Here is a 25,404-nt window from a genome sequence, read left to right as displayed (position 1 = left end):
GTAAATAAAGTAAATAATTGTTAATTTAGCCTCAAAGCTTCATTGAAATTCGTCAATGATCCTTTTATGGTATTAAGTAAAAATACTTTACCGAATATTACGGGTAGTACATCAAATGAATACAGTACAAGTTAACGTTTTCCTAGAAACCATCAAAAGTCAACTGGCAGGGTTTGGACTCAAACTCATTGGGGCCGTTCTGTTATGGATAGTGGGTCAGTGGTTAATTACTACAGGTATTCGATTATTGTCTCGAATCCTGAAAAGACAAAGCATTGAACCGACCCTAATCGCTTATCTGTCAAGTTTTTTAGGAATAGCCCTGAAAATAGTGCTAATTGTCGCTATTCTTGGTTATTTTGGCATTGAGACCACCTCTTTTGCGGCGTTATTAGCGGCGGCCGGTATTGCCATTGGGGCAGCTTGGGGAGGATTATTGGCTAACTTTGCGGCCGGTGTATTTCTTGTCATCTTGCGTCCTTTTAGTGTGGGTGATTTTATTTCAGCTGGAGGTGTCATCGGAACTGTTGAAGAAATTAGCTTATTTGTGACCTCCATTAATACAATGGATAATGTTAGAACCATTATTGGTAATAACAAAATTTTCTCAGATAACATTCAAAACTTTTCTACGAATCCTTGTCGTCGTGTTGAACTGCTTGCCCAATTAAATCATAGTGTTAATCCTAGCGAAGCGATTAATTTTCTCAAAGAAAGATTAAGCCAAATTCCTAATGTGGTGCAAAATCCTAGTCCTGAAGTGGACATCTTAGAATTTAATCTAGCTGGTCCTGTTTTAGCGGTTCGTCCCTACTGCCATAATGATCATTATTGGCAAGTCTATTTTGAGACTAATAAAACTATTCAGGAAACCTTTGGACAGGTAGGTTATCCGGCCCCAGAACAGCATTATGTCATTCGTCAAACTTCTGCTGTTTAAATCATTATATCCCCCAAAAAATAGGGACTAGATAAATAAAGCCTGCTGCGGCAGGCTTTATAATTAAAATAAGGATCATTAAGCGTGATCCCTACTCTTGTAGGTTGGGTTGAGGCACGAAACCCAACATCAATTTAAATAGTTTCATACTGGACTGTTTCAGCTAAAATAGGTCATTAGATTCTGCCGATTCCTCCTCCTTAATATCACAGCAATAATTGAATCATTTTTATGCCTAATCTGCAAACCTCGATCGCTACTCATTATCATGAACGTACTAAATATGATCCTCAAACCATTGCCACTAAAAATAAGGGTCTAGACTGGTCACAACAACCTATCCCTTTTAAAACCTATAAAATCGGCAATTCTTACGATCTTACGCCCTATTTATCCGATAAATCCCCCACCGATCCCACAGCCAAACAATGGTTAAGATTATCGCGTTTTTTGGCTTGTAGTTACGGTTTAACTGCTAAAATAGCTACAATGGGCGAGCCTCTTTATTTGCGGGCAGCCCCTTCTGCTGGCGGACTCTATCCGGCTGAAGTCTATCTTATCTCTAAAGGAACTCCTCTATTACCCCCTGGATTATATCATTATCAGGCTCAAACTCATTGTTTGCTACATTTTTGGGACAATGATGTCTGGACATCCCTACAATCGGCTTGTTTCTCCGATAAAGCTTTAGATATTGCCTCTTTAGCTATGGTGACAACCGCTATTTTTTACCGTTCCGCTTGGCGATATGAAGATCGGGCTTATCGGCGTATTTTCCTAGATACAGGGCATTTATTGGGGAATATTGACTTAGCAAGTGCCATGACTGACTATCAAGCCTATTTAATCGGGGGATTTCAAGATCAAGCCCTCAATGATCTATTATACCTCGATCCTGAACAAGAAGGGGCGATCGCCGTTATTCCTTTAATTGATCAATTAGACTCTTTTCCCACTCTGTCTCATCAAACTGCTTTACCCTCAGATATTCATACAGATTATCCCTCTCTTGCTGATGGTAAATTATTAAATTATTTTCATCAAGCAACAGAAATTAGACAATCAGAATTATCAAGTTTATCGCAAAATAATTCAGATTTTTCTTTAGAAGATAAGTATAATTTTCCCTTTTGCTTAAAAGTAGCTACTCAAACCTCACCTATTAACTGGGGACAACAATTATTAGACCTGGAAAGTACCATTTTAAAACGACGTTCAACTAGGGCTTATACAGGAGAAAATTTAACCTTAGAAGAACTCAATCTTTTGTTAAATTTTACTTATCAACCCCAAGATTATAAGGAACAAGGATTAAATTCTCATCCCGATTATTTTGATTTAAGTTTAATTCAAACATTTATGGCCGTATCGGGAGTAAATGGATTAGAAGAAGGCTGTTATTATTATGCCCCAAAAGCTCAAGAATTACGACAAATTCGCTTTAAAAATTTTCGTCAAGAACTACATTATCTTTGTTTAGGACAAGAATTAGGACGAGATGCAGGAGTGTTAATTTTTCATACAGCAGACTTAGAAAAAGCCGTTGCTAAATATGGCGATCGCGTTTATCGTTATTTACATATGGATGCAGGACATTTAGGACAAAGACTCAATTTAGCAGCTATTCGTCTCAATTTAGGAGTCAGTGGTATTGGAGGATTTTTTGATGATCAAGTCAATGAAGTATTAGGAATTCCCCAAGATGAAGCTGTCCTTTATATTACTACTTTGGGCAGACCTCGATGGGGAAATCGTTAGAATTTTGTGATCGTGAATTCCCCATGATTAACTAACTGTTCAATATTTCTAGGGAGAGGTAATTATCAATTATCAATTATCAATTATCAATTATTTAACCTCCACTGACAGGAGGAATAAATACCACCTCATCCCCATCCTGAAGTAATATATCAGCCTCAACAAATTGAAAATTCACCCCAAACCGAGTAACCTCACGCCATTTTTCTAATTCAGGATGTTCCTCAATTAAAGTCTCTAAAACAGCTTTAACAGTTGTTTGTGAGGGAAAATTACGACTAATTTGGGATATTCCGTAAGCTTCTTGATAAGCAGCAAATAATTTAAGAGTAATGGTTAGGTCAGGTTGAGACATAAGAAGAAATGGTTTAATCCAATGGCGATGTAAAGCAAAATCAATACTAAACCGAACTATGGCAAAACAGAGAATACTTTCTATACCTAAGATACTGATTTCTCCTAAACTGTCTAGAACCTGGGGTGACATTTCTAAAGGTACTAATCCCCGAATTAATCCAAAGGCAAAAACTGCTCCATCTTTAAGATGAGAATTGGTCTCATTGCGAATAATATAGCGGTAAGTGACCCCAAATAAAAACCCACTGATGAGGGCGATCGCTAATTTTAATCCCAGAGTGAGTGGGGGGATGGGGGTATATTCCCAAAGGACATCATGGAGTCTGAGGGTAAGAAAATAGGGAATAATAAAGGTAATTGCCCCTAAAACCCCAGCTTTAACTGATTCTAACCGTTCTAAATTTGACACATCTGCTCCCAATTGATCCACAACATCACAAATAGAAGTATCATAGTTGCTGTAGTTTTGAAGACTCAGATTTTTAAGAGACACACATAGCTATGGATATTTTGGCTCTCGGTTGGGTTAGCGTATTAGCCTTATTTACTTGGTCTATTGCCATGGTCGTTTGGGGTCGTAACGGTTTCTAAACAGTGGAAACAATATCTATCCTCGATGTTCTGTTTGTATCTGCTGTCGTCCTCCTAGTCTTGGTCAGTGGGGGTATCCTTTACCTAACAACTGTAGAATGGCGCGATCGCCGTCGTCAAGACCGAGATAAAAAAATGAGACGATAATAGCCGTTAGGGAGGAGACAAAGCGTCTTTCTCCCTGATCTCTCCTGAGGATAATTCACCCGCTTAGGTGATACTTAAACACCAACATGGATGAAGTTTTCCTCTGGTGTTTGGGGTTATTCTAATAGGTGTAGAGGGATACGAGTCACGCAGAAAACAATCATGAAAGTTAATCAATTTATTTTCCAAAGCGTCGTAATTCTTGCTTTCCTAATAGTAAGTGGACTATTTTTTAATTATTTATCGGCTAGAAACTTTTCTAATCCTTTTCTCGTTAGAACTACAACAATCGAAAATAACGTTTAATTCCAAGTCTTTTTAATTATAACATTTAATAGCCAAAATAATTGTTTTGTCAGTTATTTAGTCAGAAAAATCTTTACAGTTTTCATTACATCTTGATTTCCTCCTCAGATGTATCAGTTGACCTCCACCACCCTAAAAATAGGGTGGTTTTTTCCTTTAAATACATTACCTCTTCAGTTTTAAACCCCTGGGGGTTCTTCCAGGGGTGCTTATTTCCAGTATTTATTTTTTACTTTAATTCTGGGTTTTTGTTTCCGGTTTAAATAACATTTCTGGCTTGACTTCTTCTCCTCTCCATGTATAGCAATCGCCAGGGCGATTAGGACATAGAATAGAGAAAGACCCTTAAACTTTTCTTCTCTATGGCTAAACCCTACAGTTATGACCTGCGCCAGAAAGTCATTAATGCGGTCTCGCTGCGCGAGTGCGAAAGCACCGAGCTTGATGGACTCAAAAAGAGTGAAGCAAGCGAACTATTCAACATTAGTCGTAATACCATAGATTTATGGCTGAAGCGTCTTAAAGAAACAGGAGACTTCGCTAGACAGAAATTCTCTGAAGAAATAGCTAGATATAAACCTGAGCAAAGAGTTTATATAGATGAGGCGGGCATGGATAATAGAGAAGATTATGGCTATGGTTATAATGAAAGAGGAAAACGTTTTTATGCACGTGGGGGTAATAATTGGGACGACTATTTAGTTTTGTTTACCTGAGTCTTGGCCGTAGTAGAGTCCAATTATTGCCCCCCGTCTCCTCTTTACTAATATTTATTTACTGCTTTTGTGCGATCGCTTTTCGTGTTACGGATGTAATATGTTATGTATTACTCTTTGGTCATTCTCATCAATAAAGCTGAGTTTCTAATTGTTTAATAGAAACAAAACATTCCCCTGGCAATAATACAGGATTTTCCCGAAAAATAAGTTGTCCTCGATGACTTTTAGTATGAATAGCGATACCATAGGGACGATGACCCCGATGAGGATGGAAGGCGCAATAAGTACGATAAATTTTTTGCGCCGCCCGTAATAGCAATGGATCGAGGATAATCGGTTCAATTGCTGGGTTTCTGGTTTGTCTTCCTTGAGATGCAAATGCCACTGCTGTGTCTCCCCACACTTTCACTTGATTGTAGTTTATCCCAATCAAATCGGTCTCTATCAAAAGACGAATAAATCCCTAGTTAAGATTCCAAAACCTTCAATAACACATCTCCCATAGCGCGACAACCTAATGCTTTCATCCCAGAAGACATAATATCCCCCGTGCGATAACCTTGGGCTAACACCTCTAAAACCCCTTGTTCAATTTTATCTGCGGCTTGGGGTTGTTCTAAACCATAGCGTAACATCATAGCCGCACTGAGAATTTGCGCCAAAGGGTTAGCTTTATCAAGGCCTGCAATATCTGGGGCCGAACCATGAACAGGTTCAAATAGACCCGGTTTTTCTAAGCCTAAACTAGCAGAAGGTAACATACCAATACTTCCGGTTAACATGGCGGCCGCATCCGAGAGAATATCCCCGAATAAATTGCCCGTGACGATAGTATCAAATTGTTTAGGGGCCCGCACTAACTGCATGGCCGCATTATCCACATACATATGAGATAGTTCTACATCTGGGTATTTTTGCCCCATTAAAGTCACGCGATCGCGCCATAATTGAGAAACATCTAAGACATTAGCCTTATCAACTGAACAGAGTTTTCCTTGGCGTTTTTGGGCAGTTTCAAAAGCAACCTTAGCAATACGGTCAATTTCCGACTCTGTATAAGCCATAGTATTGACTCCCCGTTTTTCTCCGGTTTCAGTGGTAAAAATGCCTTTAGGTTGGCCAAAATAAATGCCCCCAGTCAATTCTCGGACGACCATAATATCAACACCCTCAACCACTTCTCGTTTTAAACTAGAAGCATCAATTAATTGAGGTAAAATCGTCGCTGGACGTAAATTAGCAAACAGATTTAAGCCAGCGCGAATGGCTAACAGTCCGGTTTCAGGGCGTTGATGACGGGGTAATTCATCCCATTTATAACCCCCAATAGCTGCTAACAAAACAGCATCACTATTACGACAAAGTTGGAGAGTTTCTGCGGGTAGAGGTTCTCCTGTAGCATCAATAGCGGCCCCACCGATAAGGGCTTCTTGAAAGTCGAATGGGATGTCAAATTGTTTACCAATGACTTTGAGTACATCTACTGTTACTGCCAAGATTTCAGGGCCAATGCCATCACCAGGAAGAAGGGTTACGCAGTATTTTCCCTTAACGTTCTTTTTGATCATATGATAAATCCCAGGGGGTTATTCCTGGGGGCGTTTTTAGAGTATGTATATTTTATCGAAAATTTGGGTTTAAAACCCCGCCGTTTTAGGGCGGCTTTATATTGAGTCTATATGGGAATCAACTCGTATGCACGGTAGTGGAGGTTCAACGAGAAAGCTCAAACAATCAAAGCACACAAGCACTAAATTGCACCGAAATGTCTTTAAAATCGACTTGACAAATCAACCAAAATATGTATCTAAAAAAGTTTTAAATCAAGTGAGTCAAATACTGAAAACTATCTTAAGATTAACAAATAAGAGAATTAATTTTCTTGACGACTCACTGACAAAATAAAAGATATAGATTAGGAGGACATATATGGCGCTCGTACCTATGCGGCTGCTTTTAGATCACGCGGCAGAAAACGGTTATGGTATTCCTGCATTCAATGTCAATAATTTAGAGCAAATCCTGTCGATTATGCAGGCTGCTGACGAAACCGACAGCCCCGTTATCTTACAAGCTTCTCGCGGTGCCCGTAAATATGCAGGGGAAAACTTCCTCCGTCATTTAATTTTAGCCGCAGCAGAAAGCTATCCTCATATTCCCATTGCCATGCACCAAGATCATGGTAACAGTCCTGCAACCTGCTACAGTGCTATCCGCAACGGTTTTACCAGTGTGATGATGGATGGTTCCTTAGAAGCAGATGCTAAAACCCCTGCCAGCTTTGAATACAACGTTAACGTTACTGCTGAAGTGGTAAAAGTTGCTCACTCTGTGGGTGCTAGTGTTGAAGGTGAACTCGGTTGTTTAGGTTCCCTCGAAACTGGTAAAGGTGAAGCTGAGGATGGCCATGGTTTTGAAGGCGCGCTTTCCCATGATCAATTATTAACTGATCCTCAAGAAGCGGTAGAATTTGTAACTAAGACTCAAGTTGATGCCCTTGCAGTTGCCATCGGTACCAGTCATGGTGCTTATAAATTCACCAAAAAACCTACTGGCGATGTTTTAGCCATTAGTCGTATCCAAGAAATTCACGCTCTTTTGCCTAATACTCACCTGGTAATGCACGGTTCTTCTTCTGTTCCTCAGGAATGGATTGATATGATCAATGAATACGGTGGTAAGATTCCTGAAACCTACGGTGTACCTGTTGAAGAAATTCAAAAAGGTATTAAGAGTGGGGTTCGTAAGGTCAATATTGACACCGATAACCGTTTGGCGATCACTGCTGCTATTCGTGAAGCTGCTGCTAAAGATCCTTCTAACTTTGACCCCCGTCACTTCATGAAACCTTCTATTACTTACATGAAGCAAGTTTGTTTTGAGCGTTATACACAGTTCTGGACTGCCGGAAATGCCAGCAAAATCAAGCAAATGTCTCTTGAAGATTATGCTAATAAGTATGCTAAAGGTGAATTGACTGCTGGAACTAAAACCACTGTTGCTGTATAGTTCTGCACTAGGATTAGAAATTCAATCATGGTTTATGATTGAATGATTTGGGTAACTTATATTAAGTTACCCATTTTTTATCGATTATTGATATCTTAAGTCGGCCTTTGTTTATTTGGCTTTCTGTTTCTTATTGATAGTAGAACCAGCAACCAATCCTCCCAAGGCTAATAAGCCTAAAATAGAAGTAGGTTCAGGGGTTTTTTGAGTAACTGTAATAGACCCAGAATTTCGAGATAAGATAGTTGGAGGGTTTGCAGGATTTTGATTGACATCTTGCTTTAATTCTAAGAGAGTACCAACTGTTCCTTGTAGGAATTGTTCTCCAATTACACCCGTACCTCCTCCTACATCAAAAGGACCAAAGAATGTTTTAGTAACAGTATTAAAGTTGAAGTTGAAAAAACGAGATTGAGACACCCCATTAACAACGGTATTATATGTAGCAAAGGGTGAGACGATAGGGGTGTTGCCGGGACCGAAGAAAGAAACCATCAAGAAATCTAGGTCGTTAGTCGTTCCAGGACCATTTTCAGAAATAATAGTTGGGGCTGTAGTTTCATCATAGCCGAACATACCAGTTGCTGAATAACCACCGCTCCCTTGCCAGTTAAAATTAAAGGTGATGGCTTGAGCTTGTTGTGCGATCGCCATTGACAACGTAATGGTAGCCGCAGATGTAGCTGCAAGTTGAGTCAAAAAACGTTTCATGATTACTCCTAGTGAAATAGATTAGAAAATAATACTAATTAAAATTTAAGCACACTTTCTCTTATTAGTGCCATGTTATGTTATTTACTAGGGCTTTGACAAAAAGGGTAAAAGCCTTATAAGCTGTTGTGCATTTAAACCGCGTGACTATATATAGGGTTTGGAAATTTTTTCTATCACAACTTTACGTCATCTCAAAAACTCAGATAAATTAATAGAATTTGATTTAAAAAATGAATCCTTACAAAAGGTTTATTTACAAGGAAGATATGGTGCAATTCCTTTTATCGGTGAATTTCAGTTTTAATTATGCCTAAGAGAAATCCAAGATCTACTGAATCATTAAAAAGAAAAGATTCAAGGTTTCGTAATCCTAGAAAATCTATTTTGATTGTTGTGGAAGGAGAAGAAACTGAGTATAATTATTTTGAAGCCTTTAAAAAAGAATTAAAACTTTCAACCCTTGATATTAAAGTTCAACCTAGTAAAAATAGTGATCTATTAGGTGTTGTTAAGTATGCTCATCATTAAAAATCTCAATAAACCTATATTTAATTATGATAAAGCAGATGAAATCTTTAATAAGATATCAGATAAAATGAATACTGCTATTAATAATGCTAAACGTTTAGAGCAATTTCATATTGATAATGGTAATATAGAAGATAATCTCAAAAATCCGTCAACCCAATTTTATCTATTGATTGAAACATTGATCAACGAGAAGAATTTTAATTAACAGTCTAAATCTTAAGACAAAATAAACCTAAACTATCTAATATTAATATGTGTCAACTATTAGGAATGAATTGTAATATCCCGACTGATATTTGTTTCTCTTTTGAAGGATTTTGTGAACGAGGAGGAAAAACAGATGAACATCAAGATGGTTGGGGAATTGCTTTTTTTGAAGGTAAAGGTTGTCGATTATTTTTAGATGCAAAACCTTCTACTGTTTCCCCTATTGCTGAATTAGTAAAACGTTATCCTATCCATTCTACCCATGTTATTGCTCATATTCGTAAAGCAACCAAAGGAGAAATTAAGTTAGAAAATTGTCATCCTTTTCGACGGGAACTTTGGGGCAGATATTGGGTATTTGCTCATAATGGAGATTTACTGACTTTTGAACCTAATAATTATCAATTTTATCAAGCTGTAGGCACTACTGATAGTGAACAAGCATTTTGTTTTATTTTAGATCAATTACGTCAAGAATTCCCTCATGATAAACCCCCATTAAAAAAACTTTATTATACTCTCAATAAAATTACTTTATCTTTAGCTAATCATGGAATTTTTAACTATTTACTCTCTGATGGTGAGTCATTTTTTGCCCATTGTTCCACTAACTTACATTATATTATAAGACAAGCTCCTTTTGGGGCGGCTCATTTAATTGATCAAGATGTTACAGTGGATTTTAAAGCGTTAACTCGTGAAAGCGATCGCGTAGCAATAATAGCGACAACTCCTTTAACTGATAATGAAATCTGGACAGCTTTACAACCTAATCAATTAATTGCTTTTCAAGATGGTTTACCTATTACTATTGAGCATTAATTTGGTTCTACCGGACAAACTATGCTAAACTAACAATTAATAAAAGGCTAAAGCCTTATCCTATAAAAACGAAGTCCACGAAAGCGGACTGAATTATAGGTTGCGTAGGCAACCTTTGTTTGTATAGCTTAACTCTGAGCGAGTTAAGGTTTATTATTGGTAATGATTTAGCATAACTTGTCTGGTAGAACCACTAATTTTAGATTAATTGTATAAAATGAGTTTCTTATTTTTATCTAAACTAATTCCTCTATTTTTCTATCCATTAGGTTTAGTAACTGTGTTACTTATCGTTACTTTATTTTTAGCATGGCGAAAGTCATCTAAACTACAAATACCCCTCGCTTTAGCTTTAATTATTATCCTAATATCTAGTAATGGTTGGGTGAGTAATGAATTAGTTAAATCTCTAGAATGGCAATATTTAAACAAAGAAGAAATTCCCCAAGCTGAAGCAATTATTATCTTAGGAGGTGCGACTAAATCAGCCACTTTTCCTCGTCCTATGGTAGATGTTAATGAACAAGGCGATCGCGTGATTTATGCAGCTAAATTATATCAAGATAAAAAAGCACCTTTAATTATTGCATCAGGGGGAAGAATTGATTGGTTAGGGGGACAAGAACCAGAAGCAAAAGACATGACTCAATTATTACAATTAATGGGAGTTCCTCAAACAGCAGTTATTCAAGAATCAGAATCATTAAATACTTATGAAAATGCAATTAATGTCAATAAGATTTTAGAAGAAAAACACATAAATGAGGTATTATTAGTGACATCAGCTTTACATATGCCTCGTTCTTTAGCTATCTTTAAAAAACAAGGAATTAACGTTATTCCTGCCCCTACAGACTTTTTAATTAGCGAAGCAGATTTAAGAGGAACTAATATTAGTTTTGGTGCAGTTATTTTTAATTTATTACCCGAAGCAAGTCGTCTAGCTAAAACAACTCAAGCTTTAAAAGAATATTTAGGAATTATTATCTATCGGTTACAAGGTTGGTTATAATTAAAGTAATAAAAGGTTATACCAGACAAGTTATGCTAAATTATTACAAATGATAGACCTTAACTCGCTCAGAGTTAAGCTATACAAATAAAGGTTGCCTACGCAACCTAGAATGGCTGTCCGCACAGGCGGACTTAGTCTTTATAGGATTAGACATAAGGTCTGTCATTAATTATTAATTTAGCATAGGAAAAAACAGAACTACTTGATGGTGAAACTTTTATTAACAAAATTTTAGATCTCTTTAACAAAGCACATCAAATACAAAGATGAGTCGCTATTTTATTAAAATTACTTATGTGTTATAATCAAAATGTCTGGATTGCCCGTCATGGAAACCGTTTAGATTTTGTTAATCCTGAATGGTTTAATACAGCAAAACGTCGTTATGATCCCCCTTTATCAGAGGATGGAATAATACAAGCAAAACAATTAGCAAAACGGTTACAATTTGAAAAGATAAATCATATTTTTGCCTCACCTTTTTTACGAACAATTCAAACCGCACATCAAATTGCAGAAACCCTTAATCTTGATATTAAATTAGAATCAGGATTAGGAGAATGGCATAATCGAGAGTGGATGAGTGAACATCCGCAAATCCATCCCAGAGAACTTTTAGAATTAGACTATCCTCGTATTAACTGGAATTATTCCTCATATCTTATCCCCAATTATCCCGAAACAGAAACAAGGATGATGTCTCGCATAGGGACAACAATTAAACAATTAATTACTAATTATTCTGAGGATATCTTATTAGTGGGTCATTCAGTATCAGTATTAGCCATAACTCAAGAATTAATTAAGGGAAACCCGACCGTTAATACTTCCTTATGCAGTTTAGTTAAATTAGTCAGATATGAAAATAATTGGCAAATGGAATTAAACGGGGATACTTCCCATCTTAAGTAGATAAATCAAAAACTATTTTAGGTTAATTACGTTGATTTACTGATATAATCTGAGGAAGTGACTATAGGAAAAGCCAGGAAATTTCCCAGCTTACAAATGAGTAATTTTTCTGGAAGAAAAGAGCTAGAGAGTGTCTATTTTTTACAATCGTCACGATCTCCTTTAGGACACTCGTTATTTTTGGCGATCACTGAAACGGAGTTACTATTATTAGAGGCGACTGCTGCAACTTCCGCGCTGAAAATTACGAAGAGTGCAAGGACTATTGTTAAAGCTAGTTGACGTTTCATAGGTTTCATCATGAGGTTATCTCCTTAACTCACACCACAAGGGTTTTAACTATAGGGTTAGGGCTATTGCCCTCTACCTTTAGAATAGACCTATTATTTAGGGATGTCAGTCCCAAAATTTCCAGATTTCGAGAAGGTCGAAGATGATTCCTACATGGAAAAAAGTAGAAAATAGTAGAATGATTGAATAACCGCTATCAAGGCTAATCCTGAAACACCTTGATCTGAATCATCTAATAACGCGATCGCTATGAAACCAAAAGGCTGGGATCAATTCTTAAAAGAAGTGGCAAACGAACAAAATTTACGGGGACGACTAAGAGAGATCTTTTTAGTACGTTTTGCGTATGAAAATTGGCGTAAACCGGATACAGAAGTTTGGGAAATCGCAGAAGCAGCAAGTCATGAAACTTATAAAAAGCAAATGACAGAACTTTACAGTTGCTTTTCTAGCAATCAATGTAATGGTTGTCCTGAATTAGATCCCCACAGCAAAGGGCCGGGTAAATTCCAAATTCTACGAGAATGGCTTAAGGATATCAAATATTCTCAATGGAAACAAGAGACAAATGTTCCCACTTTTCCCAATATTGCCCCGATTAATCCTCAAAATACTAATATTAAATGGGATACACCTGTTTATATTCCTCGTCCTCCCATTGAGTCTGATTGTTGTCAAGAAATTCTCAAATCTGGAGCCCTAATTCGCATTAAAGCCCCGGAAAAAATGGGCAAAACTTCTTTATTAAATACAATTTTAGCACAAGCTGAGACGGCTGAATATCGCAAAGTTTACCTAAATCTGCGGGCAGTCGAAGGGGCGATGTTCTCAAGTTTAGATAAATTTTTACGATGGTTTTCTGCTAATGTGAGTCGAGAATTAGGGTTTAAACCTGAACTTGACGATTATTGGGATGAGGAATTATTTGGGAGTTTAGTCAGTTGTAAAACTTATTTTCAAGGTTATTTATTAGAAAAAATTAATTGTCCTTTGGCTTTAGGATTAGATAATCTAGATCGAGTGTTTGAACATCCTGATATTGCTAAAGATTTTTTACCCATGTTGCGTTATTGGCATGAAGAAGCTAATAATTTAGAGATTTGGCAAAATTTACGATTAGTAATTGCTAATTCTACAGAAGTTTATATTAAGTTAGATGCTAATCAATCTCCTTTTAATGTAGGGCGACAAGTTAAGTTACCTGGATTTAATTTAGAACAAGTATTAACTTTAGCTAAATATTATGGATTAGATTGGTCAGAAGATCAAGAAAAACAACAATTTGCTCAAGATTTAATTGAGATGGTGGGGGGACATCCTTATTTGGTTCGTCTAGCATTAGATGCTTTTTGTGCCAATAATATTTACCACAATGAATTATTAGAAAAAGCCCCAACTCAAGGAGGAATTTATGGGGATCATTTACGTCGTCATTGGAATAATTTACAATCTTCTCCTGAGTTAGCAGAAGGCATGAAACAAGTGGTTAAAACTGAGATAGGAATACAATTAGAACCTTCTATTGCTTATAAATTGGAGAGTATGGGATTAATCATTTTAGTAGGAGATGAAGCTCAACCTAGTTGTGAATTATATCATCGTTATTTTCAGGATAATCTTAGTAATTAACAATTTACTTTAATAGTTAACTTGATGTTTGAGGGTTAAAGACATAGCAATTTTTTTCTCAATATAGGCAGCTTCTCCAATAAAAACAGGATAGATAATAGAATCTCCTTCATAAACACTGATTTTTCCATCAAAATGTAGGAACATTGGAGAACCTGGATGGAGGGGTTCATAGTCTATCACTTCAGGAGCAATCATAGCTTGTATTTCTTCATAATTATCTCTAGGATAGTCCATAATACCAATTTGTCTATAAACTGTACAATTATTAGGTGTATTAGGTATTTTTTGACGATTATAAAGTTCTATATAATCTAAAATATTGCTAATTAAAATTTCAGTTTGATGAAATAATTCTGCTTTAAGTACCCCTTGAGGAATTGCTCCTACTTCAATAGCTAATCCTAGAGGACAAAGATTTCTTAAATAAGGAGGATTTTGAGGAATAGCAGCATATTGTAAGACTTTAACTAAGGGATTTATTAAGGTTAAATGAGTGGCTAATTTTAATAGAAAAGGATGATTACTGTTTAAAATTATGGTTAAGCCCATATCAGAAGTCGTACTATGTAAGTCAATGATAAAATCAACCTGTTCTTGATGAATTTTTTGAGCAATTTCTTTGGCTCTTATTTGTTCATAATTATTTAGGTTTGGATTTTGTAAATCTTGAGATCTAAAACAACGATTTAAGTCGATATCTACATATCTTGTTACTAATTTGATGGCTTTTAAATTACCTAATAAAGTTAAGGTATCGAAGTTAGAACGTTGAATAAAATTCGGAATTTTTGTAAACTTTTTAATCAGATAAATTCCGGTTAATTCATTTCCATGAGTTCCCCCAACAATAGCGACTTTTTTAATTTGTTGCTTAGACATAATAGATAATGGATAATTAACAATGGATAATGGATAATTGACAATGGATAATTATCCACTGTTGGGTCAATTAATTAAACGGGAGAGATTGAGCTAATAGTAAAATAAAGATGCTATCATTATAAAGATATTCTCTAATAAATTCAATGAGCAATTTTATCTAACAATAGATAAAAATAATATATTAGATTTTAGGTATTTTCCAATGATCGATTTTGAACTTAGACAACTTACCTATTTAACCAAGATAAATTTTCTGGGAAGTGAGGAATAGAATCAATTAATTTTTTGGTGTATTCTTTCTGAGGATTATTAATAATTTTATCAGCAGAATTTATTTCTTCTATTTGTCCTTTATTCATTACCATAATGCGATCGCTCATAAATCTTACTACACTTAAATCATGAGAAATAAAGATATAAGTTAACTTAAATTCTTGTTGTAAATCTTTTAACAAATTCAAAACTTGAGCTTGCACAGATACATCTAAAGCTGAAACAGACTCATCACAAATTATAAAACGAGGATTAAGAGATAATGCTCTAGCAATACAAACTCTTTGTCTTTGTCCTCCAGAAAATTCGTGAGGATAACGATTAAAATTATCGGGATTTAATCCCACTCTTTCTAAAAGATAGGAGACTCTTTCTTTTCTTTTACTATCATTTCCTCCTGTTTTATGAATTATCATAGGTTCCATAATAGCTTGACCAATACTTAACCGAGGATTAAGAGAATTATAAGGATTTTGGAAAACTATTTGCATTTCTCGACGTAAACCTCTTAACTTTTGATTACCGCTCGAAAGTTTCGCAATATTATCTCCATTAAAATTAATTTCTCCTTTGGTCGCAGTAATTAAACGTAAAATCGTTCTCGCTAAAGTTGATTTACCACATCCTGATTCTCCAACTAATCCTAATGTTTCTCCCGGATAGACATCAAAACTAATATCATTAACTGCCTTAAAATTATTAGTCTTAACTCCAAAAACTCCTGATTTATAAAATTCAACTGTTAGGTTTTTAACAGATAGTAAAGAATCTGGTTGTTGTAATATTGTCTGAGTACGTATTTGTTCTTCTTCGAGAGAAATAATTCTATATTGAATCGGTGTACTTTGCTCCAGAAAATCTCCCACTGTTGGCAATTTTTCGAGTTGAGGATGTAACCGGGGACGACAAGCTAATAAACCTTTAGTATAAGGGTGTTGAGGAGCGTGTAAAATCTGTTCTTTATTCCCTTGTTCTACAATCTTTCCTTTATACATAACTGTCACAGAATCAGCAATTTCATTAATTACCCCTAAATCATGAGAGATAAAAATCATTGACACATTTTCTTCTTTACAAAGATTCCGTAATAAGCTTAAAATACCTTTTTGAACAGTTACATCCAGAGCAGTTGTCGGTTCATCAGCTAGTAAAATTTTGGGGTTACAAGAAATGGCCATGGCAATCATTACCCGTTGTAATTGTCCTCCGGAAAGTTCATGAGGATATCGCTTTAAAAAAGCCTCTTTTTGTTCTTGAATATACTCTTTTATCTGTTCTGTAATAGAATTTTTAGATTTTTTTGGCTGCTCGATACATTCCGTTAAATATTTATCTTCTAATTGTTGATCACTTGCTAAAACTTTCACTTGCTGAAGCCGATAAACTGCTCGATCTTTGGCCAGGATTGGTGTAATATTAGGTTCATGAAGTTGAATAGCTTCCATCAGTTGATAACCAATGGTATAAACGGGATTAAAAGAACTCATTGGCTCTTGAAAAATCATGGCAATTTCTTTGCCTCGGTAATTTTTCCAGTGTTTTATCTCTAATTTAGTTAAATCTTTTTGTTCCTTAAGAGTTTGAAAATTAATCGCTCCATTGGTAATCTTGCCAGGAGCTTGAATTAACCCCATAATAGCTAAAGAAGTGACTGATTTTCCTGAGCCAGACTCTCCCACAATCCCCAATATTTGCCCTCTTTCTAGTTGAAAACTAATGCCATCAACTGCTACAATAGAATCAGATTTTCCTTCTACGGGAAACTCAACACGAAGATTAGAAACATCAAGAATAATATCACTCATAACTTTAATCTGTTTAGGTTTACGGCAATTTTAACAAATTCCTTGTATATTAACTACAATATAATAAGATAGTTTTAATTTAAAATTCATGCTTTATCTTGACTCTGCCATTATCAAAGAAGCTCAAACCATTATCCCTTGGGGATGGGTAAAAGGAATCACTACTAATCCTACTCTATTAGCCAAAAGTGAGTTATCCCCTGAAGATACCCTAAAACAACTCGCTCAAATCAGTCCAGGAGAACTATATTATCAATTGACAACAACTGAGTTTGACTTAATGGTAGCTGAAGGTAGACGAGCTTACGAAATAATTGGTTCTAAAACCGTCTTAAAAATTCCTGCAACTGCCATCGGGTTTCAAGTTACAGCTAAACTTTCTAGTGAGATTTCTTGCGCTGTAACCGCTATTTATAGTGCAGCACAAACCGTTATTGCTAAAGAATGCGGGGCCAAATATGCTATTGCTTATGTTAATCGAGCTACCAAACTTTTAGGGGATGGGTTAGCCTTAGTTAAACAAATGTCACAGTTACTCGAAGGCAGTGAGACAGAAATTTTAGCTGCTAGTTTGAAATCCCCAGAAGAAGCGGCTTCTGCCTTGTTAGCAGGGGCCCATCATTTAACTTTACCCTTACCTATTTTAGCCGCTATGACAACTCATGAATTATCTGAACAAACAGTCACTGAATTTAATGAAAAAGGTATGGGAATTAAGTAATAAGGCGTTGCAGCAATCAGAGTAGGAAACAACCATTCTTTGCGTCGATTCTTTGCGCGAGATACAAATCATACCATCAATCAGCAACGCCAGTAATAATTTGTAGGTTGGGTTGAGATACGAAACCCAACATCAAAAACCCAAAACTCAACACAATCAAATCATACTAAGACATTTTAAATATGGTAACTTACTTATATATTTTTTCCCAATTAGTCGGTAGAACATTATGAATTCTGAAACAAAACTCATTGTTATTATTGCCACTATATTTACTACAATTTTTATTAGTTTTTGTTTGGTTTTATTTGTTGGTTGGAAAGGAGCAATAATGACTATGTTATTAGTTCCTTGTGTAGTCTTAGCTTATCTTTTTCCCCGTTGGGGACTATTAGCATTTTTAATTTATCTTCCCTTTGCTGGAACAATGACTTATGCTGTGGCAGGAGTTTTTAAGGCAGTCGGAGGAAAAGTTGCTTATACTCCTTCCTATGCAGTCTTTCATTTAGCAAAAGATGGGTTTTATTTTCCAGCATTATTAGGGATTATTATTAGTGCTAAAGCTTGGCCTCAACTTTTGCCTAAAATTAAACCTTTATTAATAGCTATTGGCCTATTAATTATTAGTGTTGTATTGACATTTTTCTTAATTAATTTACCAGAAAAAACTTATATGATGGGACTGGTAGGAGTGAAAATATTTTTAAGCTATATTCCCTTAATTATTTGCGGTTATTATTGGATTAATACTCAAGAAAAATTACTTTACTTAAATCGAGTATTATTAACAGTAATTTTAATAGTTTGTAGTTTATGTTTGATTCAATATTTATTATTAATAACTGGTATTTGTGCTGGTAATACAGGATTAGAAGCATCTGCCGCAAATAAAGCAAGTTTACAAGCTCAGTGTTTTGTAGGAGGCTCATTATTATATAATCCTCAGTTAAACTTAATTCGACTTCCGGGAACTTTTGTCTCTCCTTGGCAATGGTCTTGGTTTCTAATTGCTAGTAGTTTTATTAGTTATGGAATGAGTATTAATGAATCTTCTTTCCCCTGGCGGATGGTCAGTTGGAGTGCAATTACTACTGTCTTAATAGCTACTTTGATTTCAGGTCAAAGAACCGCTTTATTATTAGTTCCTATTATTTATTTAATGTTATTATTATTAACAAAAAATCAAAACAAAAAAATTTCCATTAAGTTAGGAATTATTGCTTTTTTAAGCATTATTATAATTAGTCAATTTGGCATAGTCCAAGAAGCAATTATAGATTTTATTCGCCGTTGGCAGTATTCCCCTCCCGAAAAATTTATGTTTGAGCAATTCCAATGGTTAGCAGATGATCGAGTAGAATTCTTAGGGTATGGATTAGGAAAAACAGCTAGTGCGGCTCGTAATTTGGGACAAATTCAATTGATTGAAATCTTTTATGTTAAAGTTATTTATGAGATAGGAATTTTAGGATTTATAGCATTTTTATGCGTGGTAACAACTTTAACTGTTTTAACATTTAAAGCTTATCGTTCCTTAAAAAATCCTCAATTACGTGGCCTCGGATTATGTTTATGGGTCTTCATTCTATTTATGAGCTATAATCCTTACTATTATCCCTTAGCCGTTGATCCAGTAGCGGTTTATTATTGGTTCATTGCAGGGATGCTCTTAAAATTACCAGAATTAGACCAAGAATGAAAACTGTCAAGTACAACTAAGCGACCCGATAACGGATAATAGAGAATAAGAAACTAGGGTCAGTGCCTAGTCATACTGAGGTAAAATGATACGATTATCAAAAGGCGTTGAAGTAGAAATGTATACAGGAACCCCTCAAGGAAAGATTGTAGGGTTATCTGATCGTATCACCAAAGACTTGGACGGATTTGTCAGAGAACCCGATAATCGCAACGTTGAATATACAACAGCCCCCCTATCTTCTTATGATCGTCTATTGTGCGCCCTAGTGCGTCCTAGACGCAATTTAAGACAGTATTTACAAAAAATTGGCAATTATACCCTAATACCGGGAAGTACCCTCTCTTTGGGCGATAGCCGTCAATTTTATCGTTCCGATCCCCAAAATCCTTATCATACTTATATTGAAAAAACTTACGGCACTAAGGTAGTTACTGCAAGTGTTCATCTTAATGTTGGTATTAGTGATCCCGAAATTTTAATGAGGGCTTGCAGATTAGTACGAGTGGAAGCTCCTTTATATCTAGCTTTGAGTGCATCTTCTCCCTTTTTAGATGGAGAAATAACCGGATCTCATTCTACCCGTTGGCATTTATTTCCCAAAACCCCTAAGCATGTTCCTCTGTTTGAGAGTCATTCTCATTTTATCCAATGGACAGAAGAACAGTTAGTGCTACAAACCATGCAAAATGTGCGCCATTTGTGGGTATCTGTCCGTCCTAATGGAGATAATCGTCCTTATAATCTCAATCGCTTAGAATTGAGAATATGTGACCTAATTGTAGACCCCATTGCCTTATTATCGGTTATTGCCTTATTAGAAGCTCGTTTATTACAATTAATTCATCAGCCCGATCTTGATCCTTTACAACAGAGTCAGTTATCCTCTGAAGAATTGTTAGAAATAAGCGATCGCAATGAAATTTCTGCAGCCATGTCTAGTTTAGGAGCAACTCTCCATCATTGGCAAGATGGTCGAGAAATTTTAGCTCAAGATTGGATAGAAGAACTGTATCAAGAAGTGTGGCCTTTTGCTAAACAAGCAGGTTTTAGTTGTTTTCTCAGTCCCCTGAAAAAGATTTTACGACAAGGGAATCTTGCTCAACAGTGGTTGAGACAATATGAGATGGCTCAGGATATCCCCTCTATTATAACTCAAGAAATCGACAAAGTTGCTCAACTCGAAGAAGACTTAGAAGACAAATTATGTGAGTCTCTCTTAGCAGCATAAGTAAAGTTTAAAATTCGTAGGGGCGGGTTTTTTACATAACTCCTAGATTCTCACAAAAAACTAGATCAACCCGCCCCTACTATATCAAAACTCGCCCTGGCTGTACAATGAATTTTGCCGCAAAAACTAATAAAATTTAAATTGTAACTTTTTATACACTTCGCTCTAAAATGTTGCTATAAGTGTTCTGGTGCTTAAGTCCTGTTAATTTGATGGATCTGAGATTCAATAGATAATTATTAACAATGAATCAAATTTGATCAATTAAGAAAATCTAATGATTCAGAACTTGATTCTGATTGATAAACAAAAATTATCTATTTTTATGGTTAGAGTTGTTTTAGTTAACCCCCAAATACCCCCAAATACAGGAAATATTGCCCGAACTTGTGCTGCAACTGGCACAGAATTGCACTTAGTCGCACCATTAGGCTTTGAATTAAGCGATCGCTACCTCAAACGAGCCGGATTAGATTATTGGCCCCAGGTAAAACTCCACTATCATGGGGATGTAGAAGAATTTATCAAGCATTGTCAACAGCGAGGGGGAAGGTTACTAGGATTTAGTGTCAGAGGTAAGGATTGTTATACAAAATTCAGCTTTCAAGAGGGAGATTGGCTCTTATTTGGCTCTGAGACAGAAGGATTACCCCAATCTCTCTTAACTGCTTGTGATAATACCCTTTATATTCCTATTACTAATCCAAATATTCGCAGTTTAAATTTATCTGTTAGCGTGGGCATTGGTTTATTTGAAGCCCTGAGACAGTTGCCCAATCTAGGTTAGAGGGTATTAACTTCCAGAAATTCATTCTAAAAAGGTTAATTCATAAGAAATTCCTATCAATTATTTTGTAAAATTGAGACAAAAAAGTTAATAAAAATTAATAAGGGGAAAAACCTCTCCCTGTCTATATTTCAGGGAAAATCTGCTGATAAATGTTTATGGAGAACAAACTATCATTTCAACAAAAGGAAACCTTCCGCAAACTCAGGCCGTCTACGGACTCGCACCCGACCAACTAGGGATAAAAGGTCACTCAAGCCAATAACCATGATTTGCAACTTGTCTAAAATTGACAAAACAGGTTACTCTTTCATAACATGGCAACCAAATATATATATTGACTTAACCAGCGATCTGGGTTAACACTTTTTTTGAGAAGCTCTGCTCACAATCAAGACAACTCCACCGGACTCATTAGTTACTAATCGCTCGTTCACACACTAGGAGGTTTTTTTTGAAAGACACATTTACACAGAAGGTACAAGCAATTTCCTCTTGTCTCGCCGACTGTACTATTGCACCAGTAGAGTCCATTTCAGAGGAAGCGCAAGATAAACAGACAATTCAGGACAGTTATGGTCGGGTGCGTCGTTCTGCAGCCATGATTGGACTAGCCATTTCCATGAGTGCTACGGGAATGTTGTTAGCCCAAAGTAAAGCAGCAATGGCAGCCGATACCATCTCAGCTAATCCATCAATTGCGACCCTTCCTGCTTCGTCTGATGCTGACCAAGTGTCGAGTCTGAGTCAGGAAGCTCCTTTAGCTCTCCATAAAGTTCAACAGGGAGAGTCTATTAACCAATTAGCCCAAGAATATCAGGTAGAACCCCAGGCGATCGCCAACAGCAATCAGATATCTGTGACAACAGCTTTAATGCCAGGGCAAACCATTAGAATTCCTGCGGTTGAGAAGTTAGTGGCCCCAGTTCGACAAATTGTAGCCAATGCTCCTCAATCTGAGGCTATTGCGTCAAAACCCCTCAATACATCTCTCGATCATTTACGAGAAACTCGCAAGCGTCTAAAAGAGAGCCTAGCGGAGCTTAAGACAGAAAAATCTAACCCTCATATTGAGTCAGCGAGCAATGTATCTGATGTGAGTCAATCCTTAAATCCTGTAGAAGTGGCTCCTCAAGATAGAACAGTAGTCGCCCAGAATATTGTCACTGAGGCCATTGAAATCCCCGTCTATCCGGCGGAAACTGAAAAACGAGTTATTTCCAGCCCTTCTCGTTCCTCAAGAGTTAAACCCTCTACAACGGTTATTAAATCTTCAGAATCGAATCTGAGAGCAAATGCTTCTTCTCTAGCTCCTTCCGAGGTACAAGAGTCGAGTCCAATTACCTCCTCTTTGCCTGAATTACCCTCAGTTCCTCCGGCAAATTCGCAAAAAACCGCCAGAGCAGACTTTGAGCAACCTATTTCTATTCCGGTGGTTCCCTCCCAAACACCGATTAATTCTGCTGAGTCATCGGCTTTTAATACTTCTCCTTCGCCTCAAGAAATTGATGTCAATTCTGAGCCGTCCTCATTTAGAGAACCTGCAGTTATTCGTCAACCTAGAGTAATTGCACCTGTTAGCCAAAAATTCTATCAAATCAAGCCTGGAGATACTCTTAACAGTATCGCCCGTCGTCATGGGTTGTCTTCGGCTGAACTAATTCGCGCTAACGGTATCACCAATCCGAATAAGATTAAAGTTTATCAAAGTTTGGTGATTCCTCAGCGTGGCTCTTTTGCTCAAGCTCAACGAACTCCCTCCCGGTTAACTCCTTTAGGCAGACCCTTAAGTTCTTTTAATACGGTCAGTGAGGGCCCCACCAGTCGTTTTGAAGACAACCGTCTCCCTCAACAGCAGACTAACACTCTTGAAATTTCCGTTAGTGCGGCCCCTGACTCCTACACGGAAAAACTCAGAAGGGATATGGCTAATCTTGAGCAAGATTATGGTCAAAATCCTCAATCTATAGCTATTGAGGTTAATCCTGATGCTCAAGACAATTCCACTGATACAGTAGTGGGGGAATCCTTAAATCCTGAATGGGATAGCGATCGCCAACGTCAATCGACATTTGCTCAACCTACCCGTCGGACTACACGACAGTTACCCTCAGCACCACCTCAAATAATTGGGACTGCTCCAAGTGATGCTCAAGAGTATAATGAGGCGTTCCAAATTCCTGTCGGTACTAACGTTGGGCCTGATTTACCCCCGTTATCCTCTCCTGATAATTATTTACCGAATGGCCCCATGCAGTTTACGGGCTATATTTGGCCCACTAAAGGGGTGCTTACTTCTGGATATGGTCGCCGTTGGGGCAGAATGCACAGAGGCATTGATATTGCGGCTCCTATCGGCACACCAATCATGGCAGCGGCCCCAGGTGAGGTCATCTCGGCGGGATGGAATTCGGGTGGTTATGGCAATTTGGTTAAAATCCGTCATGCTGACGGAAGTGTCACCCTTTATGCCCACAATAGCCGCATTTTAGTTCGTCGTGGACAAATGGTAGAGCAAGGTGAACAAATTTCTCTAATGGGAAGTACCGGACGCAGTACCGGCCCTCATTTACATTTTGAGGTTCATCCTGGTGGCAGTGGAGCGGTCAATCCGATTGCCTTTTTGCCTAAAGACCGAGGTTCGTGATTGAGCTTAGTTATTGAGTCAAGTTGTCTTATTTTCAGAGGGATATCTCCCTCTGATTTTTTTGGGAAAGGTGAGTCATTTTGTTGATTGTGTTGTATACTAGAAAAGGTGAAAAAAATATGGCTTGGTAGCTCAGTTGGTTAGAGCAGGGGACTCATAAGCCCAAGGTCGGCAGTTCAAATCTGCCTCGAGCCACTTAAAATTGTACATTAACTAATGATTTGTCTTTCGGGTAGTCCTGTAAAAGTAGTGATGTTATAATTTACAGGCGATCGCCAAATTATAATGATGAATAAAATTCCAGATAGCTCCGATATGATTTTCTATTTTTTTAGAGAAAGATAAAGTCTTTCTAACAAAAAATCAACATTTTAAAATTAACTAATTTCCTTTATCACCACATATTTACTACTACCGTATTTATTATTTTATTTCCTTAATAACAAAATATTTATCTGCATTTACCTAATGGATAAATGAGCAATTAGGGGAATTAGGGGTTAAACTAGATAGTAGTGAATAATTTGTCTAATTTTATGCTATAATCTAAATATATTAAAGAGTAAAACGATGATTAAGCAAGAAGAAATTACCATTAAAGTATCATCAGAAATCGCCCAAATATATCGCCAAGCGAGTCAAGAAGAACAAGAACAACTACAGTTAAAAATATCAGCATTATTACAATTACAAATAATGGAATCTCGACAACAAAAACTAAAAAAATTTAGAGAAACAATGGATAAATCGAGTCAAGAAGCACAAGCAAATGGATTAACACCTGAGATTTTAGAGGCTATTTTATCAGAAACAGATGACTGAAAAATACTTTGTAATTGATGTTAATGTTTTCGTGAGTGCCTTTCTATTTGTTGGTAGTAAACCTCGACAAGCATTAGATAAATCTCAAGATTTAGGTCTAGTTTTACTCTCTAATTCAATATTTATAGAATTAATTGAAGTAATAAACCGTCCTAAATTTGATCGTTATTTATCTCCAGAAAGAAAAAATCAATTAATTACTTATATGGAAATGCTAACTTCACCTAAACTTAACCCATTATTACAAGAATTGCATCAAGTATTAAATGACTTATACTGCGATCGCTTAGTTTATATTATCTTATATGGTTCACAAGCAAGAGGAACAGCAAACCAAAATTCTGATATAGATATTATGGTTGTTCTTAAAGGTAAAATATCGTCCTATGATGAAATTAAGAGAATGGGAGAAGTTACCACAGAATTGAGTTTAAAATATGATGAATTAATTTCTATTTTTCCCATCTCTGAAGAGACATATTTATCTCAATCTACCCCATTATTAAAGAATATTAGAAAAGAAGGTTTAATGATATGAATCGCCTTCAAAAATTACTCAATTTAGCCAATTAAGAACTACAAACAG

Annotated in this window: 25 protein-coding genes, 1 tRNA gene and 2 pseudogenes; 20 read left to right on the top strand and 8 right to left on the bottom strand. The window is 36.4% G+C overall.

Going from position 1 to position 25,404, the window contains the following annotated elements; all coding sequences use genetic code 11:
- Positions 1-115: 115 nt before the first annotated feature.
- Both AsFPU1_RS07220 and AsFPU1_RS07215 read left to right on the top strand, forming a co-directional pair.
- Positions 116-940 (top strand): mechanosensitive ion channel family protein, encoded by an 825-nt coding sequence (locus AsFPU1_RS07220; protein ID WP_124973435.1) that lies wholly within the window; start codon positions 116-118, stop codon positions 938-940.
- Positions 941-1,171: 231 nt separating this feature from the next.
- A complete protein-coding gene (locus AsFPU1_RS07215; protein ID WP_124973433.1) occupies positions 1,172-2,698 on the top strand; it encodes a SagB/ThcOx family dehydrogenase in 1,527 nt (508 codons plus the stop codon).
- 94 nt (positions 2,699-2,792) lie between these two features.
- Here AsFPU1_RS07215 and AsFPU1_RS07210 read toward each other — a convergent pair whose 3' ends face one another.
- Positions 2,793-3,053 (bottom strand): MoaD/ThiS family protein, encoded by a 261-nt coding sequence (locus AsFPU1_RS07210; RefSeq protein ID WP_124973614.1) that lies wholly within the window; start codon positions 3,051-3,053, stop codon positions 2,793-2,795.
- 503 nt (positions 3,054-3,556) lie between these two features.
- On the opposite strand from AsFPU1_RS07210, the gene petN reads away from it, so the two are divergent.
- The 3 genes and pseudogenes from petN to AsFPU1_RS07195 all read left to right on the top strand — a co-directional run.
- Positions 3,557-3,646 carry a cytochrome b6-f complex subunit PetN gene (gene petN / locus AsFPU1_RS07200; protein WP_008277373.1) on the top strand — a complete coding sequence of 30 codons (90 nt, stop codon included), beginning with the start codon at positions 3,557-3,559 and terminating at the stop codon, positions 3,644-3,646.
- A gap of 3 nt (positions 3,647-3,649) precedes the next feature.
- Positions 3,650-3,793, top strand: a complete 144-nt coding sequence (locus AsFPU1_RS22530) for a hypothetical protein (protein WP_172957441.1) — start codon at positions 3,650-3,652, stop codon at positions 3,791-3,793.
- A 668-nt stretch (positions 3,794-4,461) separates the two neighbouring features.
- Positions 4,462-4,767, top strand: a pseudogene (locus AsFPU1_RS07195) (helix-turn-helix domain-containing protein); the annotation flags it as partial.
- Between the two features lie 178 nt (positions 4,768-4,945).
- Here the strand turns inward: AsFPU1_RS07195 and AsFPU1_RS07190 are convergent.
- Together AsFPU1_RS07190 and leuB are read right to left on the bottom strand one after the other, a co-directional pair.
- Complete coding sequence (locus AsFPU1_RS07190; RefSeq protein ID WP_124971902.1) at positions 4,946-5,203, bottom strand: hypothetical protein; 258 nt, start codon at positions 5,201-5,203, stop codon at positions 4,946-4,948.
- Positions 5,204-5,285: 82 nt separating this feature from the next.
- Complete coding sequence (gene leuB, locus AsFPU1_RS07185) at positions 5,286-6,386, bottom strand: 3-isopropylmalate dehydrogenase (protein ID WP_124971904.1); 1,101 nt, start codon at positions 6,384-6,386, stop codon at positions 5,286-5,288.
- Between the two features lie 361 nt (positions 6,387-6,747).
- On the opposite strand from leuB, the gene fba reads away from it, so the two are divergent.
- Positions 6,748-7,827 (top strand): class II fructose-bisphosphate aldolase, encoded by a 1,080-nt coding sequence (gene fba, locus AsFPU1_RS07180; RefSeq protein ID WP_124971906.1) that lies wholly within the window; start codon positions 6,748-6,750, stop codon positions 7,825-7,827.
- Positions 7,828-7,938: 111 nt separating this feature from the next.
- On the opposite strand, the gene AsFPU1_RS07175 is transcribed toward fba, so the two are convergent.
- On the bottom strand, positions 7,939-8,538 hold the full coding sequence (locus AsFPU1_RS07175) for a PEP-CTERM sorting domain-containing protein (protein ID WP_124971908.1): 600 nt from the start codon (positions 8,536-8,538) through the stop codon (positions 7,939-7,941).
- Between the two features lie 309 nt (positions 8,539-8,847).
- Here AsFPU1_RS07175 and AsFPU1_RS07170 point away from each other — a divergent pair, with 309 nt between their 5' ends.
- The 5 genes from AsFPU1_RS07170 to AsFPU1_RS07150 all read left to right on the top strand — a co-directional run bounded on the left by AsFPU1_RS07170 (position 8,848) and on the right by AsFPU1_RS07150 (position 12,028).
- Positions 8,848-9,069 carry an RloB domain-containing protein gene (locus AsFPU1_RS07170; RefSeq protein WP_124971910.1) on the top strand — a complete coding sequence of 74 codons (222 nt, stop codon included), beginning with the start codon at positions 8,848-8,850 and terminating at the stop codon, positions 9,067-9,069.
- Positions 9,056-9,277, top strand: coding sequence for a hypothetical protein (locus AsFPU1_RS07165; RefSeq protein ID WP_124971912.1), 222 nt, complete (start codon positions 9,056-9,058; stop codon positions 9,275-9,277). Before AsFPU1_RS07170 ends, AsFPU1_RS07165 begins: the two co-directional genes overlap by 14 nt.
- Positions 9,278-9,324: 47 nt before the next feature.
- A complete protein-coding gene (locus tag AsFPU1_RS07160; protein ID WP_124971914.1) occupies positions 9,325-10,101 on the top strand; it encodes a class II glutamine amidotransferase in 777 nt (258 codons plus the stop codon).
- Positions 10,102-10,318: 217 nt separating this feature from the next.
- Positions 10,319-11,113 (top strand): YdcF family protein, encoded by a 795-nt coding sequence (locus tag AsFPU1_RS07155; RefSeq protein WP_124971916.1) that lies wholly within the window; start codon positions 10,319-10,321, stop codon positions 11,111-11,113.
- Between the two features lie 297 nt (positions 11,114-11,410).
- Positions 11,411-12,028, top strand: a complete 618-nt coding sequence (locus tag AsFPU1_RS07150; RefSeq protein ID WP_124971918.1) for a histidine phosphatase family protein — start codon at positions 11,411-11,413, stop codon at positions 12,026-12,028.
- Between the two features lie 134 nt (positions 12,029-12,162).
- Here AsFPU1_RS07150 and AsFPU1_RS23000 read toward each other — a convergent pair whose 3' ends face one another.
- Positions 12,163-12,330 (bottom strand): hypothetical protein, encoded by a 168-nt coding sequence (locus AsFPU1_RS23000; RefSeq protein ID WP_172957442.1) that lies wholly within the window; start codon positions 12,328-12,330, stop codon positions 12,163-12,165.
- A gap of 238 nt (positions 12,331-12,568) precedes the next feature.
- Between AsFPU1_RS23000 and AsFPU1_RS07145 the strand changes: the two genes are divergently transcribed.
- Positions 12,569-13,948 carry an AAA-like domain-containing protein gene (locus tag AsFPU1_RS07145; protein ID WP_124971921.1) on the top strand — a complete coding sequence of 460 codons (1,380 nt, stop codon included), beginning with the start codon at positions 12,569-12,571 and terminating at the stop codon, positions 13,946-13,948.
- Positions 13,949-13,957: 9 nt separating this feature from the next.
- Here AsFPU1_RS07145 and AsFPU1_RS07140 read toward each other — a convergent pair whose 3' ends face one another.
- Both AsFPU1_RS07140 and AsFPU1_RS07135 read right to left on the bottom strand, forming a co-directional pair.
- Complete coding sequence (locus AsFPU1_RS07140) at positions 13,958-14,830, bottom strand: aspartoacylase (protein ID WP_124971923.1); 873 nt, start codon at positions 14,828-14,830, stop codon at positions 13,958-13,960.
- 230 nt (positions 14,831-15,060) lie between these two features.
- Complete coding sequence (locus tag AsFPU1_RS07135; protein ID WP_124971925.1) at positions 15,061-16,911, bottom strand: ABC transporter ATP-binding protein; 1,851 nt, start codon at positions 16,909-16,911, stop codon at positions 15,061-15,063.
- An 88-nt stretch (positions 16,912-16,999) separates the two neighbouring features.
- On the opposite strand from AsFPU1_RS07135, the gene AsFPU1_RS07130 reads away from it, so the two are divergent.
- From AsFPU1_RS07130 to AsFPU1_RS07105, 6 genes are all read left to right on the top strand, one after another.
- A complete protein-coding gene (locus AsFPU1_RS07130) occupies positions 17,000-17,632 on the top strand; it encodes a transaldolase family protein (RefSeq protein WP_124971927.1) in 633 nt (210 codons plus the stop codon).
- 229 nt (positions 17,633-17,861) lie between these two features.
- On the top strand, positions 17,862-19,331 hold the full coding sequence (locus AsFPU1_RS07125) for a hypothetical protein (protein ID WP_124971929.1): 1,470 nt from the start codon (positions 17,862-17,864) through the stop codon (positions 19,329-19,331).
- Between the two features lie 88 nt (positions 19,332-19,419).
- Complete coding sequence (gene gshA, locus AsFPU1_RS07120; protein ID WP_227873382.1) at positions 19,420-20,562, top strand: glutamate--cysteine ligase; 1,143 nt, start codon at positions 19,420-19,422, stop codon at positions 20,560-20,562.
- Between the two features lie 325 nt (positions 20,563-20,887).
- Positions 20,888-21,349 (top strand): tRNA (uridine(34)/cytosine(34)/5-carboxymethylaminomethyluridine(34)-2'-O)-methyltransferase TrmL, encoded by a 462-nt coding sequence (trmL, locus tag AsFPU1_RS07115; RefSeq protein ID WP_124972171.1) that lies wholly within the window; start codon positions 20,888-20,890, stop codon positions 21,347-21,349.
- Between the two features lie 487 nt (positions 21,350-21,836).
- Complete coding sequence (locus AsFPU1_RS07110; RefSeq protein WP_124972173.1) at positions 21,837-23,996, top strand: peptidoglycan DD-metalloendopeptidase family protein; 2,160 nt, start codon at positions 21,837-21,839, stop codon at positions 23,994-23,996.
- A 121-nt stretch (positions 23,997-24,117) separates the two neighbouring features.
- Positions 24,118-24,191: transfer RNA gene (locus tag AsFPU1_RS07105), tRNA-Met, on the top strand.
- Positions 24,192-24,251: 60 nt separating this feature from the next.
- Here AsFPU1_RS07105 and AsFPU1_RS07100 read toward each other — a convergent pair.
- Positions 24,252-24,353: pseudogene (locus AsFPU1_RS07100) on the bottom strand (IS1 family transposase); the annotation flags it as partial.
- 213 nt (positions 24,354-24,566) lie between these two features.
- Between AsFPU1_RS07100 and AsFPU1_RS07095 the strand changes: the two are divergent.
- Positions 24,567-24,818 carry a hypothetical protein gene (locus AsFPU1_RS07095; protein ID WP_124971933.1) on the top strand — a complete coding sequence of 84 codons (252 nt, stop codon included), beginning with the start codon at positions 24,567-24,569 and terminating at the stop codon, positions 24,816-24,818.
- A complete protein-coding gene (locus AsFPU1_RS22995; RefSeq protein WP_227873377.1) occupies positions 24,811-25,356 on the top strand; it encodes a nucleotidyltransferase domain-containing protein in 546 nt (181 codons plus the stop codon). The genes AsFPU1_RS07095 and AsFPU1_RS22995 overlap by 8 nt, the downstream gene beginning before the upstream one ends.
- Positions 25,357-25,404 lie beyond the last annotated feature (48 nt).

This window comes from Aphanothece sacrum FPU1 (assembly GCF_003864295.1).
Lineage (GTDB): Bacteria > Cyanobacteriota > Cyanobacteriia > Cyanobacteriales > Microcystaceae > Aphanothece_B > Aphanothece_B sacrum.
This window is presented reverse-complemented; position numbering and strand designations above follow the sequence as displayed.

Coding starts and splice junctions, on each gene's coding strand:
- petN (WP_008277373.1), top strand. CDS start 3,557: ATGGATATTTTGGCTCTCGGTTGGGTTAGCGTATTAGCCTTATTTACT.
- AsFPU1_RS07155 (WP_124971916.1), top strand. CDS start 10,319: ATGAGTTTCTTATTTTTATCTAAACTAATTCCTCTATTTTTCTATCCA.
- AsFPU1_RS07165 (WP_124971912.1), top strand. CDS start 9,056: ATGCTCATCATTAAAAATCTCAATAAACCTATATTTAATTATGATAAA.
- AsFPU1_RS22995 (WP_227873377.1), top strand. CDS start 24,811: ATGACTGAAAAATACTTTGTAATTGATGTTAATGTTTTCGTGAGTGCC.
- AsFPU1_RS07130 (WP_124971927.1), top strand. CDS start 17,000: ATGCTTTATCTTGACTCTGCCATTATCAAAGAAGCTCAAACCATTATC.
- AsFPU1_RS07215 (WP_124973433.1), top strand. CDS start 1,172: ATGCCTAATCTGCAAACCTCGATCGCTACTCATTATCATGAACGTACT.
- AsFPU1_RS07170 (WP_124971910.1), top strand. CDS start 8,848: ATGCCTAAGAGAAATCCAAGATCTACTGAATCATTAAAAAGAAAAGAT.
- AsFPU1_RS07160 (WP_124971914.1), top strand. CDS start 9,325: ATGTGTCAACTATTAGGAATGAATTGTAATATCCCGACTGATATTTGT.
- AsFPU1_RS23000 (WP_172957442.1), bottom strand. CDS start 12,330: ATGATGAAACCTATGAAACGTCAACTAGCTTTAACAATAGTCCTTGCA.
- AsFPU1_RS07150 (WP_124971918.1), top strand. CDS start 11,411: ATGTGTTATAATCAAAATGTCTGGATTGCCCGTCATGGAAACCGTTTA.
- AsFPU1_RS07140 (WP_124971923.1), bottom strand. CDS start 14,830: ATGTCTAAGCAACAAATTAAAAAAGTCGCTATTGTTGGGGGAACTCAT.
- fba (WP_124971906.1), top strand. CDS start 6,748: ATGGCGCTCGTACCTATGCGGCTGCTTTTAGATCACGCGGCAGAAAAC.
- AsFPU1_RS07125 (WP_124971929.1), top strand. CDS start 17,862: ATGAATTCTGAAACAAAACTCATTGTTATTATTGCCACTATATTTACT.
- leuB (WP_124971904.1), bottom strand. CDS start 6,386: ATGATCAAAAAGAACGTTAAGGGAAAATACTGCGTAACCCTTCTTCCT.
- AsFPU1_RS07175 (WP_124971908.1), bottom strand. CDS start 8,538: ATGAAACGTTTTTTGACTCAACTTGCAGCTACATCTGCGGCTACCATT.
- AsFPU1_RS07135 (WP_124971925.1), bottom strand. CDS start 16,911: ATGAGTGATATTATTCTTGATGTTTCTAATCTTCGTGTTGAGTTTCCC.
- AsFPU1_RS07220 (WP_124973435.1), top strand. CDS start 116: ATGAATACAGTACAAGTTAACGTTTTCCTAGAAACCATCAAAAGTCAA.
- AsFPU1_RS07145 (WP_124971921.1), top strand. CDS start 12,569: ATGAAACCAAAAGGCTGGGATCAATTCTTAAAAGAAGTGGCAAACGAA.
- trmL (WP_124972171.1), top strand. CDS start 20,888: ATGGTTAGAGTTGTTTTAGTTAACCCCCAAATACCCCCAAATACAGGA.
- AsFPU1_RS07210 (WP_124973614.1), bottom strand. CDS start 3,053: ATGTCTCAACCTGACCTAACCATTACTCTTAAATTATTTGCTGCTTAT.
- AsFPU1_RS07095 (WP_124971933.1), top strand. CDS start 24,567: ATGATTAAGCAAGAAGAAATTACCATTAAAGTATCATCAGAAATCGCC.